This window comes from Mesorhizobium shonense, assembly GCF_040545255.1.
GTDB classification, from domain to species: domain Bacteria; phylum Pseudomonadota; class Alphaproteobacteria; order Rhizobiales; family Rhizobiaceae; genus Mesorhizobium; species Mesorhizobium shonense.
In genome coordinates this window covers 58357-75263 of sequence record NZ_JBEPLM010000014.1, presented here as the reverse complement: position 1 = coordinate 75263, position 16907 = coordinate 58357, and the positions used below count along the sequence as shown (strand labels likewise).

Genomic DNA, 16907 nt, shown 5'->3' with positions numbered 1-16907 from the left:
CCCTCTAGTCGGCAAGCCGCATCCGCTTGATGAACCAGGTGCTGAACGCGACAGTCGTGAACAGCACGAACAGCGATATGGCGGCCGCATAGCTGGGGTCGGCGAAGCGGTACGCCACCTGGTAAATGTAGAGACTGAGCGTCTTGGTCCGGTCGGCGGGGCCGCCGCCGGTCAAGATGAAGACGAGATCGAAGAGCCGCAGCGCGTCCATGATGCGCAAGAGAAGCGCGATGGCGATGACCGGCTTCAGGAACGGCAGTGTCAGATCCCAGAACTGCCGCCAGGCGGAGGCGCCGTCAATCGCTGCTGCCTCGTAGGGCTCGTCCGGCAGGCTGGCTAACCCGGCAAGCATCAGCAGGAACATGAACGGCGTCCATTGCCAGACGTCGGCGACGATCACTGAGAACATGGCGAGCCTGACGTCGCCGGCCCAGGCCTGGAGAGGCAGGCCGAGCCGGAACATGATCTCATTGAGCACGCCAAATTGCGGCTCATAGATGAGCTTCCATGTGATCGCGACCGCAATCGGCGGCAGCATCATCGGCAACATCAGAATCGTTTTCAGGAAATTCAGGCGCCGGATATATCGGTCGAGCAGCAAGGCGAGGCCGAGGCCGAGAAGGAACTCGGTGCCGACAGCGAAGACGGTAAACGCCAGCGTGTTCCACAAGCCGACGTGAAACTGCTCGTCGGTGAGAAGCCGCAGAAAATTGTCAGCACCGGCAAATTGCCAGGGCAGGTCGGGATTCGGGCTGATCCGTGTTGCTGCCGCAACGATCATATAGATCGACGGGAATATCGTGAGCGTCAGGAGCACGAGCATGGCTGGCGCAAGCATCAGTACCCGGAGGTGGAGCTCAAACCACCGCTCGAACGAATTTCCGAACTTCGCACCGACAGAGACGGTCATCGGAAGTTCTATCCGTCATATCGGTCAATCATAGCATGGCGAACCCGAGAGCCAAAGCCGGCGCGGATGCGCTTGTGCTTACCCTGAGGCTGACCCGGCAAAAATGGAGCGACATCACCGATGTCGCTCCATTCAAATCACAATGCGGCAGCTACTTGATGCCGGTTATCTCTTCGACCGCCGCCTGGGACTTCTTCAGCGCCTCCTCCGGCGTTTCCGTGCCAGCTACGGCTTTGGAAAGTTCGATTCCGAATGCGTTCTCGATCTCGGGCCATTTCGGATGGCGCGGACGCGGCGTCGAGGCTTCGATCGCTTGCATGAGCACTGGATAATGCCGAAATTTTTCCTGTTTGGTCAGGCTGGCATCGGTGAAGATCGACTTGCGCACCGGCGGGTTGCCGCGCTCGGCCGAGATTTTCATCTGTTCCGGCGAGGTCGCCCACAGCATGAAGTCGAAGGCCTCCTGCTTGTTCTTAGCCGCAGCCATGATGCCCATCGTCCAGTGGCCGATTTCCGAGCTGCCCGCTTTGGTGCCCGCCGGGATAGGCGAGTAGGAGATCTTGCCGACCATCTTCGACTGGCTGGGGTCTTCGAAAGTCGCGACCCAGTTCGGCCAGTTGATCGACGAGGCTGCAGTGCCCGCGGCCAGGGCCTGGCCGACCTCGTTGGCGTTGTAGCTCTCGACACCCTTCGGCGAGACGTCGCGCAGCGCCATGAAGGTCTTCATCGCGGCGGCACCTTCGGGCGTGTCGATCGTCACTTTTGTCCGGTCACCGTTGAACATGTCGGCGCCGTACGACCAGAAGATCGGCATGAAGTCGGCGACGACGGGGTTGCCTTGGCCACCCCGGAAGACGTAACCGAAATAGCGACCGCTGCCTTTTTCGGAGAGTGCCTTGGCTGCCTTGAGCACGTCGTTCCAGGTCTTTGGTGTCGCGACGCCGGCTTCCTTGAACTTGGCGGCGTCATAGAAGAACATCTGCGCGTTTCCGACATAGGGCAGGCATACATAGGGGCCCTTGTTATAGGGATTGCGGCAGACTGCCAGAGACTTTGACAGGAAATCGTTGTCCGGACCTTCGAGCCCGGCCTTCTTGAAATATGGGGTCAGGTCCTCCAAGTGTCCGTTCTCAGCGAAGAATGGAATCCACGGATCATCCATCAATACGATGTCGAAGGCGCCCGATTTGGTCTGGCCGGCATTGGCCCCCTGTTCAAAAACGTTGCTATAGGGCGCCTGAACGATCTCGACTTTGGTGCCCTTCAGCTTTGCATAGTCGGCGGCAGCGGCTCTCAGGCCGTCGCCCTCGCTTCCCGAGGGAACGAGCACAGTTATGTCGGCCAACGCGTGTGTCGCTATCAGCGACGACAGCGCGAGGACTGCGGAGAAAAGAAATTTTCTGACCATCGTATTCCTCCCTTTTCCGCTCCAGCCTGTCGGCGGGCCGATGCCAGAACCGCTCGCACGCGTTTGACCGCTCACGAAGCGCGGCAGCGCTCCGTCGCAGTCGGCAACGTTTGAAGGGGGATGCGAACGGCGCAGGGGGCCACTTGGACCGCCAAAGCATCAATACTGCAGGGCAACTGGTGGGTCGTCACAACCCACATCTCCCGCAGGTGCACCGAGGTGCGCTACCTCCCATTTTAACAGCTTGGCTGCTTCAATTGAAGGGGATGCGGGCTCTACGGTGTTGCGTCCCGGTCGGTCGGCGCGAGAGTGTCGATCCCCGGGGCGGCGGCACTAGCCAGGAGAGCACCGTTGTTCGCAACGAACCGCTCCTGTCCGCGCCGAAGACGTTATCGTTCGAGCTGGTGCGCCTCTCCCCGCTGGAGCGCGTCGTGTTCGTGTTTTGCAACGCGTTCGATCTCACCTTCGACGAGATAGCCTCAGTGGCCGACCTGGAGGGACCGCAGCCTGACTTTTAAAAAAGACAGTTTTCGATTTCTGGAATTGGTTAAAGGATCGGGGAAAAAATCTGAATGAGAGGCATGCGAGTGCGCTGGGTTCCGTTTCCGCCAGCGATTTGTAGGCGCCGCCCTGCCTTCAGCGCTTGGTTACGGAGGGCAAGAAATTCATGGTGCAGCGCACAAAAATATTGCTATTGGGTTGTGTCGGTTTCATAAAATGAACGAGGCGCTTTTTTGGGGGTGTCCACTGAAGGATGGAAACTATGTCCACCGCTGAAAAAACCCCTGACACCACTGAAGGCACCGCCTTGCCGACCTTCGATCCGTCCAAGGCTGCGGCCGAGTTCCGCGCTGCCGCTGAAAAGGGCGTCGAACAGTCAAAAGAAGTTCTTGCCAAATTCAAGGCGGGCTCTGAAGAAGCCCAGAAGGCTCTCGAGTCGAGTTTCGAAACCGCCAAAGCCGTTGGCAGCGATCTGTCGTTGAAGACAATTGCCGTTCTGCGCGCCAATACTGAAGCCGCCTTCTCGCACTTTGAAGCCCTGGTTGCCGTTAAGTCGCCTTCCGAATTCGTTGAACTGCAGACCGCCTTCGTCCGCAAGCAGGTTGAAACGGCCGTCGAGCAGGCCAAGGAACTCCAGGCCGTCGCGACCAAAGCCGTGGTGGACGTATCCAAGCCGATCAAGTCTGCCTTCGAGAAGGCGGTCAAGGAACTCAAAGTCGCCTAGCTTTACGTCCGGGCGAGAGGCGGTCCAGCTTGGCCACGAGTACCGGACATTTCTGCCGGCGCGCCGTGGCCGGTTGAGGTCTTCAATCGAGAGCATGGGCGCAGCCCGACGGATATCGACTATCCGCCGGGCGAGCCGCCCTTCAGTGGTGATGGGCGGAGACGCTCTTGACGTATTGGGATACAAGTTCCCTCGGCGCCGACTGACCGACGTCGCCGACGCTGAGGATGCCGACCATACGCATGCTCTTGTTGATCACCGGCAACCTGCGGATTTTCAGTTCCTCCATGTGCCGCATGGCCTTGGCCAGATCGTCGTCTTCGCGGCAGCAGTGAATGCCGGTCGTCATGACATCGCGCGCTGTCGCGGTGCGGCTGTCGAAACCATCCTCCGCCAGTCCTTTGCAGACAATGTCGCGGTCGGTCACCATTCCGATCAGCCGGTCGTTCTCTCCGATGGGAATCGAACCGATATCCTCGGCTCGCATCAATTTCGCCAGTTCGGTGACAGCGGTTTCGGGGCTGACCCAGTCGACACCCTTGTGCATTGCGTCTTTGACTTTCATGGCGGACCTCCCTTTCTGAGGTTGGTGCATGTCCCTCTGGCTCATGTTACCGCGGACTGGATTTTCTGGAAACATGATGAGGTGCGCCGACGCTGAACCGCTGAAGCATCGACGAGTACGCTGAGTGCGTACCGATCGCCTTTCTCTTCAGACGGTCCAGCCGCTATTTCCTTCGGCACCCCCCGACGCCATGCCTCGGGTTAGAAAAGTTCCTCACATTAGACACCTGCGAGTGACCGGCCCGAGCGGTACGGACGCGGCGTTGGTTCAGCGCCATGGTGATGCTTCGAAGGCTTGTGATACGGATCGCCGGATCGATCGGGAAGACCAGCCAAATGGCTTCGGCGAAGCGGCAGGTTCACGGATGGAGACGGCGCGTCCACGTGCGGCCTCGTTGTCTACGCACTGCCTGGCGCTTAGGGTGTTAGAGGATGGCACATAGTCAAGTCATTCTCCGAACGACCCAGAGTGACCGGCCCGCATGAGCGATCCCGGACAACAGTCGAAGGCGAGGATCATCTTTGAGCCGCTCAGCCTCGACCACATCAAGAAACAGGACCCGCTGATCGGTCTCGTTGGCGTTCAGCGTAATCCACCAGCGCTGATCCTCGCAGCAAAGCCCGGCCTCCGGATGTTCCTGGAGGTATTCAATCGCATATTCGGCGTCCACTTTTCTCGGTGCCGCATCCACGGACATTTGCTCTTTCCTCCGCCGTCGGCGATCACTTAGGGACTATACCTGATGATAGAGTCTGTTGCAGTGAGAAATCAAAACCTAAAGCGCATGGAGCGAATCTGAAAGATCGCGACGCGCTTTAAATCTTTGTTTCGATGCATGTCGTTTTCCCCAAAACCGCTGCACACTTTTGGGCGACATGACCGTGCGAAGGATCGACCTGGCGATCAGGATCTTGATAGCGAACCGCCAACCATCCAGGCGTCCTTGACGCTCACGTCGCTTTGCCGGCCACCGCGTCCATTCCCATCTCCTCCTCCGAAATGTCGTCGAACGAGGCGTAGTTCATGTTGTAGAGGCGGGCGTAGAGGCCCTTTCGTTCCATCAATTGATCGTGGTTGCCGCTTTCGACGATCTCGCCGTTCTGCAGCACGATGATGCGGTCGGCGCCACGGATGGTGGCCAGCCGGTGGGCGATGACGAGCCCGGTCCGGCCTTCCAGCAGCTTTACCAGCGCCTTTTGGATCAGCATCTCGGTGTAGGAATCGATGCTGGCAGTGGCCTCATCGAGCACAAGGATCTTGGCGTCGGCCACCAGAGCCCGCGCGAAGCTGATCAACTGCCGCTGGCCGAGCGAGAGATTGCCGCCGCGCTGCTCGAGCTCGGTGTCGTAGCCGTCGGGCAGATGCTCGACGAAGTCGTGCGCGCCCACGGCCTTTGCCGCGCGGACCACCTCCTCTCGGGTAGCATTGGTCTTGTGGTAGCGGATGTTTTCCAGCACCGTCCCGGAAAACAGAAACGGCTCCTGCAGGACCATCGCCATCTGTTCGCCGAGCGAATCCTGCGTCAGGTCGCGCACGTCGTGCCCGCCGACCAGCACCTGACCCGACCACACATCGTAGAAGCGGTGCGCCAGCGCCATGGAGCTCGACTTGCCCGAGCCGGTCGGACCGACAAGTGCGACGGTCTCCCCCGGATTGACGCGGAAGCTGACGTTCTTCAGCACCGGCTGGTTCCGCCGGTAGCCGAAGGTGACGTTCCTGAACTCGACCGAGCCGTCCATGTCGCGCGACAGCGCCACCGCGCCTTGCCTGTCGCTGACGTCCACTGGCACGTCGAGCACTTCGGAGATGCGCTGTCCCGAGGCCATGGCGCGCTGCATGACGCTGTACTGCATGGTCAGCGAGCGGATGGGGTCGAAGAAGCGCTGGATGTAGAACAGGAACGCCACCATGACGCCGATGTCGAGGCCGTGCGACAGCACCATCGAACCGCCGACGACGATGACCGTCGCCATGGCCATGCCGGTCAGCGTATCGACGATCGGCACCATCACCTGCGCATATCTGGCCGACCTCAGATGGGCATTGAGATTGGCCAGCACCTTCTCGTCATAGAGGTCGAAATTGACGTGCTGGCGCTCGAGGCTTTGCACGGTGCGCACGCCGTGAATGCCTTCGGCCAGCGCGCCGTTGGCGATCGAGTTGGTTTCGTGCGCGGCCATGAAGGCGACCTTGGCGCGCGGCAGCCAGAACAGACGCACGATGAACAGCATCGGCATGGTCGAAAGCGTCAGCAGCCCGAGCCGGAAATCGAGCCACAAGAGCACGCTGACGATGCCGAACAAGAGCACGATGTCGCCCACAGACATGACGGACGTTTCGAGGAACTCCTGCATCGAATTGACGTCGCCCTGCAGGCGCGACATCAGCCGGCCGACCTCGGTCTTGTCCATGAAGCTCAGCGAGACCCGCTGCAGATGGCCGAACATGGCGCGGCGCAGGTCGGAGAGCACATTCTCGGCCACCTTGCCGACGACGCTTTCCTGCACATAGCTCGCCGCATAATTCATAAGGATGACCGCCGAGAAAGCGGCGGTCGCCCAGGCCATGACCGAACGGTCGAGCCTGCCCGGCGCCATGCCGTGGTCGATGGCGTAGCGGATGACCAGAGGGATCGCCAATTGCGTCAGCGTGAACACCAGCACCGCGGCGACCGAGATGAAAATCCGGGTCTGATACGGCCTCACGAAGCTCCAGATGCGCCGCACGATGCGCGGATCGTAGGCCTTGCCGAAAACCTCCTCCTCGTCGCGGTGCGAGCCGACGACCGCCTTCGCCGGACGCCCGCTGGTGTCTTCCTTCTCGTCGTCGCGCGGGTCCGACATCACGCGGCTCCCAGTGCTGCGGGCCGATCGTCGTCGGGTCGCAGCTGCAGGTCGTAGAGCGCGCGATAGCGTCCGCCTAAGGCCAGCAATTCCTCATGCGTGCCGCGTTCGACGATCCTGCCGCCCTCGACGAACAGGATCTCGTCGGCATGCATCAGCGAGCCCAGCCGGTGCGAGATGATCAGCGTCACGCGGTCCTTGGCGAAGCGCTTCATCGCCGCCCGGATGCGCTGTTCGGTGCCGGCATCGATGGCCGCGGTGGAATCGTCGAACACCAGCACCGAAGGCCGCAGCATCAGGCTGCGGGCGATGGTCAGACGCTGCCGCTGGCCGCCGGAAAGCGAGGCGCCGCGTTCGCCGACGATCGTGGTGTAGCCGGCCGGCAGCCCGATGATGTAGTTGTGCAACTGGGCATACTCAGCGGCTTGGCCGATACGGGTTTCGCGTGCCCAGGGATTGCCGTAGGCGATGTTGTTCTCGATCGAGGTCGTGAACAGGAAGGCGTCCTGCTGCACGACGCCCACCGCCTTGCGCAGCGACCGCAGCGTGACCGCGCGGATGTCCTGGCCGTCGATGGTGATAGCGCCCGAGGTCACGTCGTAGAAGCGTGGGATCAAATGCGCGATGGTCGACTTGCCGCTGCCGGGCGGGCCGACGATGCCGATGGTCTGGCCGGGCCTCGCCTCCAAGGAAATGCCGGACAATGTCGGCCGCCCAGTTGAACCTGCATAACAGAAGCCGACATCGTCGAAGCGCAGCACGCCTTCGGTGACGACCAGGTCGCTGGCGCCCGGCACGTCCTTGATGTCGAGCTCGGTGTCGAGCAGCTCGAACAGCCGCGTGCCGCAGGTCGAGGCGCGTGCGAACGAGTTGACCATCAGGCCAAGCTGGCGCACCGGCATCTGCAGGATGGTCATGAAGGTGAGGAACTGAGCCAGCGTGCCGACGCTGATTTGACCCGACATCACCTTCTGGCCGCCGAACCAGAGCACCAGGCCCATGGCCGCCAGGAACGAGAAGTTCATGGCGCTGGTGTTGCTGACGCGGATATCGACGCGCTGGCTGGCGAGGTCCAGCGCGTCCTGCTTGGCGCGGTCGAATTTCTTGAGCTCATGGCGCTGCGCCGCGAAAGCGCGCACGACACGGATGCCGCCGAGATTCTCGTCCATCACTCGGCTCAGCACCGACAGGCGCTCCTGCAGCGTCAGCCAGGTGCTGCGCAGCCGCAACTGGGTGACCGAGGATCGCCAGGCGACGAACGGCACGAAGCTCAGGCTGAGCAGCCCGAGCACGAGATCGGTGCTGATCAAGAGATAGGCGCCGACGCTGATCAGCACGCCGAGCAGGACCACGCGCAGGACGCCGGTGGAAAAGAACATGCGCACGCCGTCGAGATCGAGCAGCCCGAGCGTGATCAGATCGCCGGTATGGACCCGGTCGTGGAAGGCAAAGCTCAGCCGCTGGATCTTCTCATAGAACGCCAGGCGCAACTCATAGCCGGTCCGATGGCCGACGGCCTCGCCATGGTAGTTCTGCGCCATGGTGAAGAGGCCGCGCAGCACGCTGACGACCAGCAGTGTGAGCGCCGTGTTCCAAAGCGCCTGTTGCGCGGCGGTGCCGGCGCCCACGGCCATCACGCCTTGCGCCTGATCGATGGCGCGCCCCAGCAGGCGTGGAATGAGAAGCTGCAGCGTCGCGGCAATGAAGGTCGAGACGATGGTGATCGCGACTTGCCAGGGATGGCGCAGCGTCATGCGCATGATGCGCAGCAGGGTGCTGAGCCCCTTGCCCCAGGAGGCTTCCGCCACATGGGCAAAGGACTTGCCGCGCTCCGGCGCGCTGCTTTTTGCATCCGTATGCAAAGGAAAATATCCAAACCGATCCGGACATTTAGTCCGGACGAATGAAACAGACTCAGTCTGAGCGATGTGATGTTACGCGTGCCCGACTTGAGCGTTCAAGGGCCAATGAAGGCATCGCACTGTGCCTGTTGAAGGCGACTATAGCCTTCCGATCCGATGGTTGCCTGCCTCACCTGACGCGACGGAAAGAAGCAGGACGGCGTCCGGAGTCGACATTGCGTGAGGATATCACTATATAGCGGCGGCTTTCGGCTTCTCGCCCTGGGTGCGCCTGCGGGATCGCCGTAAATGCGTTGCGTGTTGTGACGGAAATCGGTTCGAAAAACCGGGAAAAAGCAAACAGAAACAATAGTGCGGATCTTTGACGGTCCTGGCCAAGCATCATCACCCTCACCAATCAGAACGTGTTCCCTGAACCCTCCAATTCCTCCCGCTGTGTGGACCTTGGGCAAGAAGTCTTGCCGGTCGAGGCCGACTCGGGTTCGAATGGGGCGTGCATCCGTTGGGGGGCGTTCATGACTACCAACCGGCATTGCCGCTAGGGAAGAAGCAGTATGAGTGAACATGCGATCGAATTCTTGCGCGGATGGATTGGCGAGAAAGTCCAGTGCCCGCATTCGCCGGCCAGGATCGAGAAGCAGGCCGAAACCCTCGCTGAGGAGTGCTGCGCCAAGGCAGCCGAGGAAGGCATCCTTCTGGAAGACATCCAGGAAGAGGTCGGTGACATCAAGGAACTGATCGCATCGCGTCTCGAGGAAGTCGCCGAGGAGAACGAGGACGAAACGCAGCCGGACAAGCCGTCCGAGTAAGATACCCGCCCGCCGGAAAACCCGGCATTCTCCTGCAAACGAGCCGAGCGTCTGGCTTAAAGCATGTCTCCCGAAAGTGGGAACCGGTTTCGGGACAAAGACATGCGTAAAATCAGAAACTAAAGCGCAAGGAGCGAATCTGAAAGATCGCGACGCGCCTTAGCCGGACTTGTTCTTCAGCCATCCCGTTGGCAGCGCCGGTACGAAATTGCCGTCGCGCCCCGTCATGTCCTCATTGGCGGTGAGCGCGTTGAGGATCGCTTCCTCCACCCCTTGCACCACCGCGTCGAAGAACGGATCGATATCGACGTCCGGGATGAAATCCGCGCGGGCTAGGCGGCCTGAAGCCGCCAGCGCGGCCTCGGGATTGGCGGTCGAGAAGGCGAGAAAAATGTCTCCCGAGCTGTGGTAGCCATAGCCGCCGGTCATGGCGATGCCGAGCGGTACGCGCCTGGCCAGCCGTTTCATCTGATGCGGCAGGAACGGCGCGTCGGTGGCGACGATCACTATGATCGAACCCTTTTCGGCGCGCGCCGTGGCCTCGCGGATCGCCGGTTCGGTGAACTCCGGTCCGATGCGCCGGCCACGAAGGGTGAAGTTGCGCCTTTTGCCGAAATTCGCCTGCACGAACACGCCGAGCGTGTAGCTTCTGTCCTGCCATTCGACGATGCGCGAGGCCGTGCCTGACCCCGCCTTGAAGCCGAACGAGATCATGCCGGTGCCGCCGCCGACGCTGCCTTCCTCGATGGCGCCGCCTGTTGCGCCGTCGAGTGCTGAGGCGACATGATCGAAGCCCACATGATGGCCGTTGATGTCGTTGAGGAAGCCGTCATAGGTCTCCGCCGACACCGGCAGGCCCCAGGCGCTGTCGAGCGCTGCCGGCAGCACCCGGCTCATCCAGTGCAGCGTGCCGTCGCGCGTGACACCGCAGGAATGGGTGTTGGTGATGGTGATCGGCAGGTTGAAGGCGCCGGTCTCCTCGATGATATGCGTGCCGGTGAGTTCGCCATTGCCGTTCTGGCTGAACACGCCGGCGAACACCGGCGTGGCGAGCTCGCCAGGCGGCCTCGGCAGGATCGCGGTCACGCCGGTGCGCACCGGTCCCTTGCCGACCTGGAGCGGCCCGTCGCCGGCAATCAGCGTCGTGTAGCCGACCGCGACCCCCGGCACGTCGGTGATGGCGTTGAAGCGGCCGGGCGTGCCGTCCAGCGCTATCTCGAACGAGCGCAGGCGCGGCTTGCCGGAAGGCGTGCGAAGATGCGGGCGGTGGCTGCTCATGCTCAGAACAACGAGCCTTGATTGCCCGGCTCCTTGGGCTTGGTCGAGGGCTTGGCGGCCAGCTTCGGCCGCGCCCCGCCGCTGGTGGCGATGGCCTCTGCATTGCCGTCGGCGAATTCCAGTTGCAGCGCCGCCCCCGGCGCCAATTCGGCGACCCGCTTGATGACGGCGCCATCGGCATCCTTGACCAGCGCGAAGCCGCGCGCCAACACGGCCTTGTGCGACAGCGTGGCGAGCAGCCGGTCGGCCTGGGTGAGAGCGGCTCGCAACTGATCCAGCCGCCGCGCCACCGCCTGGTCCTGGCGACGAGTCAGTCCGGCCAGAGTGTCGGCCTGTAGCTTCTGCCGCCTGACGATCGGCGCCGGCGACAGCCTCACCGACGTGCGCTGGAAGCGTGCCCGGCCTTGGCGCACGATGGCGAAGAAGGCGGCGCGTGCGCGGGCAATGTCGCGGCCAGTCAGCGTGCGCGTCTCGTTGAGCCGGCGCGACAAGGTCGCCGGCGTCAGCCGCTGCCGATCCAGCCGTGCGCGCTTGCGCTCGATGCTCACCGTCAGCCCACGGCCCAGCCGGCTGGTCGCCTCGTCGAAACGGCGGCGCGGCAGCGCGAGCAATTGGTCGGGCGAGGGGAGCGCGCGCGCCGCGGCGCGCACGGCCTGGCGCTTACGTTCGAGATTGCGCGAGGCGCAGGCGTTGAGCCGCGCGCCGAGGCTTGCAAGCGTGGCCTCGAGATCGGCCTTGACCGGCACCGCGATTTCGGCGGCGCCCGTGGGCGTCGGCGCGCGCATGTCGGCGACGAAGTCGATGAGCGTCCAGTCGGTCTCGTGGCCGACGGCCGAAATTATCGGGATGTGCGAGTCAGCGACAGCGCGCGCCAGCCCTTCGTCGTTGAATCCCCAAAGGTCCTCCAGGCTGCCGCCGCCGCGTGCCACGATCAGGAGATCGGGTTGCCGCACGGCGCCGTCCCAGGTGAGCGCGTTGAAGCCGTTGACGGCGGCTGTCACCTCCTTGGCGGTTGTCTCGCCCTGGACCCTCACCGGCCAGACGAGCACGTGAAGCGGAAACCTATCCTTGATGCGGTGGATGATGTCGCGGATCACCGAGCCCGTCGGCGAGGTGACGACACCGATGACGCGCGGCATGAACGGCAGCCGCCGCTTGCGCCCGGCATCGAACAGGCCCTCGGCCTGCAGCCGCCGCTTGCGCTCTTCCAGCAGCGCCATCAGTGCGCCGGCGCCCGCCGGCTCGAGATTGTCGATGACGATCTGGTAGTTGGATTTGCCGGGATAGGTGGTCAGCCTGCCGCTGGCGATCACCTCCATCCCTTCCTCGGGGCGGAATTTCAGCCTGGACATCGTGGTCTTCCACACCACGGCGTCTATCCGCGCGCGGTCGTCCTTCAGCGCGAAATAGGCGTGGCCGGAAGAATGCGGACCGCGATAGCCGGAAATCTCGCCGCGCACCCGCACATTGCCGAAGGCGTCCTCGACCGTGCGCTTCAGCGCGCCGGAAATCTCGCTCACCGTGTATTCGGTGGCGTTGCTGCGTGATTCGGTTGCTGCTTCGCTCATAACGTGATTGGGGAACGCTTATCGGGCCGCGTCAAGGTAGGGAACAATCCTTCCTGGCGCTGCCCGGGCCTGTCTTCGTCCGACGTCTCGGGGCGGACGACCTACCAGCCAGGCAGGATCTGGTTTGCCTTGGTCCGCTTCATCTTGGCGAAGGCGAGTGCCGCGAAGTCGAAGCTTCCCGTTTCCTCGCCGACCGGCACCGAGATGTTGTCGAGGCTTTCCGCGATATGGCGGGCGAGCGCATCGACGATCTCCGGCTGCGAGGTCTGGCCGCGCATGATGCCGATGCGGCAGTCCGGCAGCGCGTCGAATCCGTCGGCCTCGCCCAGCACGCGCATGCCGGGCCTGAGCGCGCATTCCGGCAGCACCGAGATGGCGAGGCCGGAAAGCACGGCGGCGGTGATAACGGTCGCCGAGAAGCTGGAGAAGAGCACGCGGTACTCGCGGCTCTGCCGGTCGAGCACGTCGACCGCGGCGCGCCGCCAGACGCAGTTCGGCCGGCCGAACGCCATCGGCAGGATCTCCTGCTCATGCGTGGCATGGTTGGCCGAGGTGACCCACAAAAGCGGCTCGCGCCGCACCACTTCCGACTGGCCGCGCGTGTCGTTGTGCGTCACCAGCGCGAGATCGAGATTGCCGCGCTTGATGTGCTCGACCAGTCCCGGCGTCGGCTCGCAGATGACGGTGAGCTCGACGCGCGGGTTGGAGCGCGAGAAGCGCGCCATGATCTCGGGCAGGAAGCGGTCGGCGTAGTCGTCCGGCGTGCCGATGCGGATCGTGCCTTCGAGCCGCTGGTCGTCGAAGGCGGCTAAAGTCTCGCGGTTGAGGTAGATCAGCCGCCTCGCATAGGAAAGCAGCCTGTCGCCTTCCTCGGTCAGCTTGTTGGTGCGGCCGTCCTTTTCGAACAGCGGCTTGCCGATCCGCTCCTCCAGCCGGCGCATCTGCATCGACACCGCCGACTGGGTTCGGTGCACCTCTTCGGCCGCCCGGGTGAAGCTGCCGGTGTCGGCGATCGAGATGAAGGTCTGCAACTGATCGAGATCGAGCGGCGCTTTCATCGGTTCAATCCATCATTGATGTTGATGCTAAAGATTAGAAACATTCGTTGGATTAATCAATCGATCGATGGCAAATTGCCAACATCCACATGAAGGCATGTGTATCGAGACCGGAACGGCGCTTCTCCCAAGGCGCCGATTGGTTGGTTTCGTCCGCTCTGTCCCCGAAGGAGACTGCCATGACCACGTTCGAATTCGCCACCCAGACCCCGCGCATCACCACGCGTCCGGCTGTTGCGACGCGTGTGCTCAATGCGGTCGCCGATACCTATCGCGCCTGGAAAAATCGCCGCGCCTTCTATCGCCTCGGCGAGATGTCGGATGCCGAGCTTGCCGATATCGGGCTCACCCGCGCCGACCTCCACGTCGCCGTCGCGGTGCCCTTCGGCCGCGACCCGACGGCGAAGCTGCGCGCCATCGCCAGCGACCGCGCCGACACGGTCGAGGATATCGCGCGCAAGGTGGCCTGATCGGCTGCGCTGACTGCATTTTCGGTCGCCTTTGAACCTTTTGAAGGCTCGGCGCGACCAAGCTTCATGCAGGCTCCCACACTCCCAGCCGGTTCCCCGCCGGCCTGCCTGCACATTGCCCGGTTCCCCTCCAGGACCGGGCATTTTTCTTTTGGGGCGTCCCTACCGCCGATCCATGCCGCGCTTGAACTGGTCGAAGATGCTCTCCATCCCCCTCTGATACTCGTCGCGCTGCTGCGCGCCGGTCTCGAACATCCTGCCGAAAATGTCGTCGAACGGGTTTCGCGGCCGGCCGCTCGGATTGGTCTGCGGCTGCGGCGGCTGACTCTGTTGGGGTTGGCGCTGCTGCGGCTGTTGCGGCGCCGGCTGCCCGCCCGGCAAGCCCAGTCCGCCGCCTTGGCGCAGCATCTCCTCGAAGATCTTGCCGAGCGGACTGTCGCCATAAGGGTTTTGCGTCTGCGTCGGCTGCGTTTGCTGCGGCCGGCCCTGCGGCTGCTGCGCGCCGCCGCCGAACATGTCCTGCAGCACCTTGCCGAGCGGGTTGTCGCCGTAAGGGTTCGGCGCCTGCTGCGGCTGGCTTTGCGGTTGCTGCGCGCCACCGCCGAACATGTCCTGCAGGACCTTGCCGAGCGGGTTGTCGCCATAAGGATTGGGCGCCTGTTGCGGCGCCTGACGCGGCTGCGGGGCCTGCACGCCACCTCCCGCCTGGCGCATCATCTCCTCGATGATCTCGCCGAGCGGATTGCCGCCGCCGCCGAAGCCGCCGGCGGCTTGCATCTGGTTGTTGGTCTGCTTGAACAGCCCGCCCATCATCATCGATGCCATGGCAGGCAGCATCTGCTGCAGCACCTGCTGGCTGAGCCCGGTCGCCTGCGCGGCCTGGGCAGCGACGGCGCGCGACAGGTCCTTCGAGCCGAACAGATGGCCCAAAATGCCGTTGCCTTCATCGACGCCTTGCGGCGAGAAGGCCCGGGTCGCGTCCTCGAAATATTTGGCGTGCTGGCCGCTCGCCATCGCTGTCATGAAGGCGCCCATCCCGTAAGGATCGGCGGTGTTGCGCTGGAGTCCTTGCGAGAAGGCGGGCAGCAGTGCCTGCACCGCGGCCTGCGCCTGCTGCTGCGAGAGGCCGAATTGCTGGGCCAGCGCCTGCATGCCGCTACCATTCTGGGCTTGTGCAAAGATATCGAACAGGGAAGGCATCGGATTCTCCTCCGGGAATATCCTCGTCGGAGAAACCTAGTTCGTTTCCATTCCTGATTGAAGCAGCTTTTGCCGCGCCACCGTCAAGCGGATGCCAGACGGTCAATAGGCATATTCCATGAACACCGGCTCGATCGAGCCGCCCCAGCGCGTGTGGTAGGCCGACAGCATCTCCTCGGCGCTGGTGGTGCCGCGCGCCACGACTTCGTCGAGCGTGTTGAGGAACGAGGTCTCGTCATAGCCGTCGCGATTCTTCTTGCAGCGGTTCTTCAGCCCCATCCGCGCAATGGTGAGCACGTCGCGGGCGACCTCGCGCAAGGTGGCGTTGCGGAACGGCGCCGAAATGCCGTGCTCCGGCACCGCGTTGCGCATCGCCAGTGCTTCCTCGTAGGTCCAACTCGATGTCAGCGTCTCGGCCGCATCCAGCGCTTGCTCGTCATAGAGCAGTCCGACCCAGAAAGCCGGCAGGGCGCAGATGCGCCGCCACGGCCCGCCATCGGCGCCGCGCATTTCGAGGAAGCGCTTCAGCCGCACATCCGGGAAGAGGGTCGACAGATGGTTTGCCCAGTCGCCCATTGTCGGCAGCCCATCAGGCACTTGCGCGCGCGCGGCCCCCGCCATGAATTGGCGGAACGTATAGCGCGTCATGTCGTGATACTGCCCGTCGCGGATGACGAAATACATCGGCACGTCGAGCGCCCATTCGACATAGTCGGCAAAGCCGAAATCCGGCGCGAAGCAGAACTCCAGCATGCCCGAGCGCTGGTTGTCGGTGTCGCGCCAGATGTCGCCGCGCCAGCTCTGCAGCCCGTTCGGATGGCTCTCGGTGAAAGGCGAATTGGCGAACAGCGCCGTCGACAGCGGCTGCAACTTCAGCGACACCTGCATCTTGCGGCGCATGTCGGTCTCGCTCTCGAAGTCGAGGTTAACCTGGATCGTGCAGGTGCGGTACATCATGTCGAGGCCCTTCGATCCGACCTTCGGCATGTAGCGGGTCATGATCTCGTAGCGCGACTTCGGCATTTTCGGCGTTTCGGCGAGCGACCATTTCGGGCTGCCGCCGAGGCCGAGGAAGCGGATGCCCAGCGGCTCGGCGATCTCGCGCACCTGCGCCAGATGCGCGTTGCCCTCGCGGCAGGTCTGATGGATCGATTCCAGCGGGGCGCCGGAGAGTTCGAACTGCCCGCCCGGTTCCAGCGAGATCGCGCCCTGGCCGGTCGGCTCGACCAGGCCGATGATGCGGCCGGCATCCATGATTGGATCCCAGCCGAGCTTTTCCTGCATGCCTTCGAGGATGGCGCGGATGCCGCGCTCGCCGCCATAGGGCACCGGCGCGTTGCCGTCGACATAGAAGGGGAATTTCTCGTGCTCGGTGCCGATCCGCCATTTGTCGCGCGGCTTGTTGCCCGCGGCCAGGTAGCCGACGAGTTCGTCGATGCCTTCGATGGGACTGGTATCGGTTGTGTCGCGCGCCATGAAGCCCCTCCAAGCGCATTGCCCGGAAATCCACCTCGATTTCCGCCGGGCATCCTGCGCTAGATATTAGTGCTACAGCGTTCTTAGCACACCAAAAAGGCGGCGTGGCGCTGCAGGGGCCGGACGGCCGCCGGCGCTAGATGGACGAAATGTCAGCAGCCGATCAAGCAAAAAATCCTGAGCCACGCCTCAACAGGATTTGATCTGCACGGCGCGCCTTCCCTTCTCCCCCTTG

14 protein-coding genes are annotated in these 16907 nt (G+C 63.1%); 3 read left to right on the top strand and 11 right to left on the bottom strand.

Annotated elements, in window-relative coordinates:
• Nucleotides 1-4 precede the first annotated feature (4 nt).
• Both ABID26_RS28335 and ABID26_RS28330 read right to left on the bottom strand, forming a co-directional pair.
• A complete protein-coding gene (locus ABID26_RS28335; RefSeq protein ID WP_435528619.1) occupies nucleotides 5-823 on the bottom strand; it encodes a carbohydrate ABC transporter permease in 819 nt (272 codons plus the stop codon).
• Between the two features lie 238 nt (nucleotides 824-1061).
• Nucleotides 1062-2318, bottom strand: coding sequence for an ABC transporter substrate-binding protein (locus ABID26_RS28330; RefSeq protein ID WP_292371973.1), 1257 nt, complete (start codon nucleotides 2316-2318; stop codon nucleotides 1062-1064).
• Nucleotides 2319-3081: 763 nt separating this feature from the next.
• Between ABID26_RS28330 and ABID26_RS28325 the strand changes: the two genes are divergently transcribed.
• A complete protein-coding gene (locus tag ABID26_RS28325; RefSeq protein WP_435528618.1) occupies nucleotides 3082-3543 on the top strand; it encodes a phasin in 462 nt (153 codons plus the stop codon).
• A gap of 142 nt (nucleotides 3544-3685) precedes the next feature.
• Here ABID26_RS28325 and ABID26_RS28320 read toward each other — a convergent pair whose 3' ends face one another.
• The 4 genes from ABID26_RS28320 to ABID26_RS28305 form a co-directional block, all read right to left on the bottom strand.
• A complete protein-coding gene (locus tag ABID26_RS28320; RefSeq protein ID WP_126102849.1) occupies nucleotides 3686-4108 on the bottom strand; it encodes a CBS domain-containing protein in 423 nt (140 codons plus the stop codon).
• Between the two features lie 442 nt (nucleotides 4109-4550).
• Entirely contained in the window at nucleotides 4551-4805 is a 255-nt protein-coding gene (locus ABID26_RS28315; RefSeq protein ID WP_126101938.1) for a hypothetical protein, read from the bottom strand.
• A 253-nt stretch (nucleotides 4806-5058) separates the two neighbouring features.
• Nucleotides 5059-6951, bottom strand: coding sequence for an ABC transporter ATP-binding protein (locus tag ABID26_RS28310; protein WP_292368949.1), 1893 nt, complete (start codon nucleotides 6949-6951; stop codon nucleotides 5059-5061).
• Nucleotides 6951-8813: an ABC transporter ATP-binding protein gene (locus ABID26_RS28305; RefSeq protein ID WP_292371971.1), complete on the bottom strand. Its 1863-nt coding sequence runs from the start codon at nucleotides 8811-8813 to the stop codon at nucleotides 6951-6953. The genes ABID26_RS28310 and ABID26_RS28305 overlap by 1 nt, the downstream gene beginning before the upstream one ends.
• A 554-nt stretch (nucleotides 8814-9367) precedes the next feature.
• Here ABID26_RS28305 and ABID26_RS28300 point away from each other — a divergent pair.
• Nucleotides 9368-9622, top strand: coding sequence for a hypothetical protein (locus ABID26_RS28300; RefSeq protein ID WP_292368952.1), 255 nt, complete (start codon nucleotides 9368-9370; stop codon nucleotides 9620-9622).
• A 159-nt stretch (nucleotides 9623-9781) separates the two neighbouring features.
• Here the strand turns inward: ABID26_RS28300 and ABID26_RS28295 are convergent, their stop codons facing one another.
• The 3 genes from ABID26_RS28295 to ABID26_RS28285 all read right to left on the bottom strand — a co-directional run bounded on the left by ABID26_RS28295 (nucleotide 9782) and on the right by ABID26_RS28285 (nucleotide 13526).
• The gene (locus tag ABID26_RS28295) at nucleotides 9782-10900 is read right to left on the bottom strand and encodes a DmpA family aminopeptidase (RefSeq protein WP_292371969.1); all 1119 of its coding nucleotides are present in this window, start codon (nucleotides 10898-10900) and stop codon (nucleotides 9782-9784) included.
• A gap of 2 nt (nucleotides 10901-10902) precedes the next feature.
• Complete coding sequence (xseA, locus tag ABID26_RS28290; protein WP_292341868.1) at nucleotides 10903-12468, bottom strand: exodeoxyribonuclease VII large subunit; 1566 nt, start codon at nucleotides 12466-12468, stop codon at nucleotides 10903-10905.
• A gap of 101 nt (nucleotides 12469-12569) precedes the next feature.
• A complete protein-coding gene (locus ABID26_RS28285; RefSeq protein WP_126101932.1) occupies nucleotides 12570-13526 on the bottom strand; it encodes a LysR substrate-binding domain-containing protein in 957 nt (318 codons plus the stop codon).
• 179 nt (nucleotides 13527-13705) lie between these two features.
• Here ABID26_RS28285 and ABID26_RS28280 point away from each other — a divergent pair, with 179 nt between their 5' ends.
• Entirely contained in the window at nucleotides 13706-13996 is a 291-nt protein-coding gene (locus ABID26_RS28280; protein WP_126101931.1) for a DUF1127 domain-containing protein, read from the top strand.
• A gap of 162 nt (nucleotides 13997-14158) precedes the next feature.
• On the opposite strand, the gene ABID26_RS28275 is transcribed toward ABID26_RS28280, so the two are convergent.
• Together ABID26_RS28275 and ABID26_RS28270 are read right to left on the bottom strand one after the other, a co-directional pair.
• A complete protein-coding gene (locus ABID26_RS28275) occupies nucleotides 14159-15196 on the bottom strand; it encodes a DUF937 domain-containing protein (protein WP_292371967.1) in 1038 nt (345 codons plus the stop codon).
• 102 nt (nucleotides 15197-15298) lie between these two features.
• Nucleotides 15299-16672 carry a glutamate--cysteine ligase gene (locus ABID26_RS28270; protein WP_292371965.1) on the bottom strand — a complete coding sequence of 458 codons (1374 nt, stop codon included), beginning with the start codon at nucleotides 16670-16672 and terminating at the stop codon, nucleotides 15299-15301.
• Between the last annotated feature and the right edge of the window lie 235 nt (nucleotides 16673-16907).

Bases quoted from the DNA above. Each gene is read 5' to 3' on its own strand.
- ABID26_RS28335 (WP_435528619.1), bottom strand. From the start codon at position 823: ATGCTCGTGCTCCTGACGCTCACGATATTCCCGTCGATCTATATGATC.
- ABID26_RS28330 (WP_292371973.1), bottom strand. From the start codon at position 2,318: ATGGTCAGAAAATTTCTTTTCTCCGCAGTCCTCGCGCTGTCGTCGCTG.
- ABID26_RS28325 (WP_435528618.1), top strand. From the start codon at position 3,082: ATGTCCACCGCTGAAAAAACCCCTGACACCACTGAAGGCACCGCCTTG.
- ABID26_RS28320 (WP_126102849.1), bottom strand. From the start codon at position 4,108: ATGAAAGTCAAAGACGCAATGCACAAGGGTGTCGACTGGGTCAGCCCC.
- ABID26_RS28315 (WP_126101938.1), bottom strand. From the start codon at position 4,805: ATGTCCGTGGATGCGGCACCGAGAAAAGTGGACGCCGAATATGCGATT.
- ABID26_RS28310 (WP_292368949.1), bottom strand. From the start codon at position 6,951: ATGTCGGACCCGCGCGACGACGAGAAGGAAGACACCAGCGGGCGTCCG.
- ABID26_RS28300 (WP_292368952.1), top strand. From the start codon at position 9,368: ATGAGTGAACATGCGATCGAATTCTTGCGCGGATGGATTGGCGAGAAA.
- ABID26_RS28295 (WP_292371969.1), bottom strand. From the start codon at position 10,900: ATGAGCAGCCACCGCCCGCATCTTCGCACGCCTTCCGGCAAGCCGCGC.
- xseA (WP_292341868.1), bottom strand. From the start codon at position 12,468: ATGAGCGAAGCAGCAACCGAATCACGCAGCAACGCCACCGAATACACG.
- ABID26_RS28285 (WP_126101932.1), bottom strand. From the start codon at position 13,526: ATGAAAGCGCCGCTCGATCTCGATCAGTTGCAGACCTTCATCTCGATC.
- ABID26_RS28280 (WP_126101931.1), top strand. From the start codon at position 13,706: ATGACCACGTTCGAATTCGCCACCCAGACCCCGCGCATCACCACGCGT.
- ABID26_RS28275 (WP_292371967.1), bottom strand. From the start codon at position 15,196: ATGCCTTCCCTGTTCGATATCTTTGCACAAGCCCAGAATGGTAGCGGC.
- ABID26_RS28270 (WP_292371965.1), bottom strand. From the start codon at position 16,672: ATGGCGCGCGACACAACCGATACCAGTCCCATCGAAGGCATCGACGAA.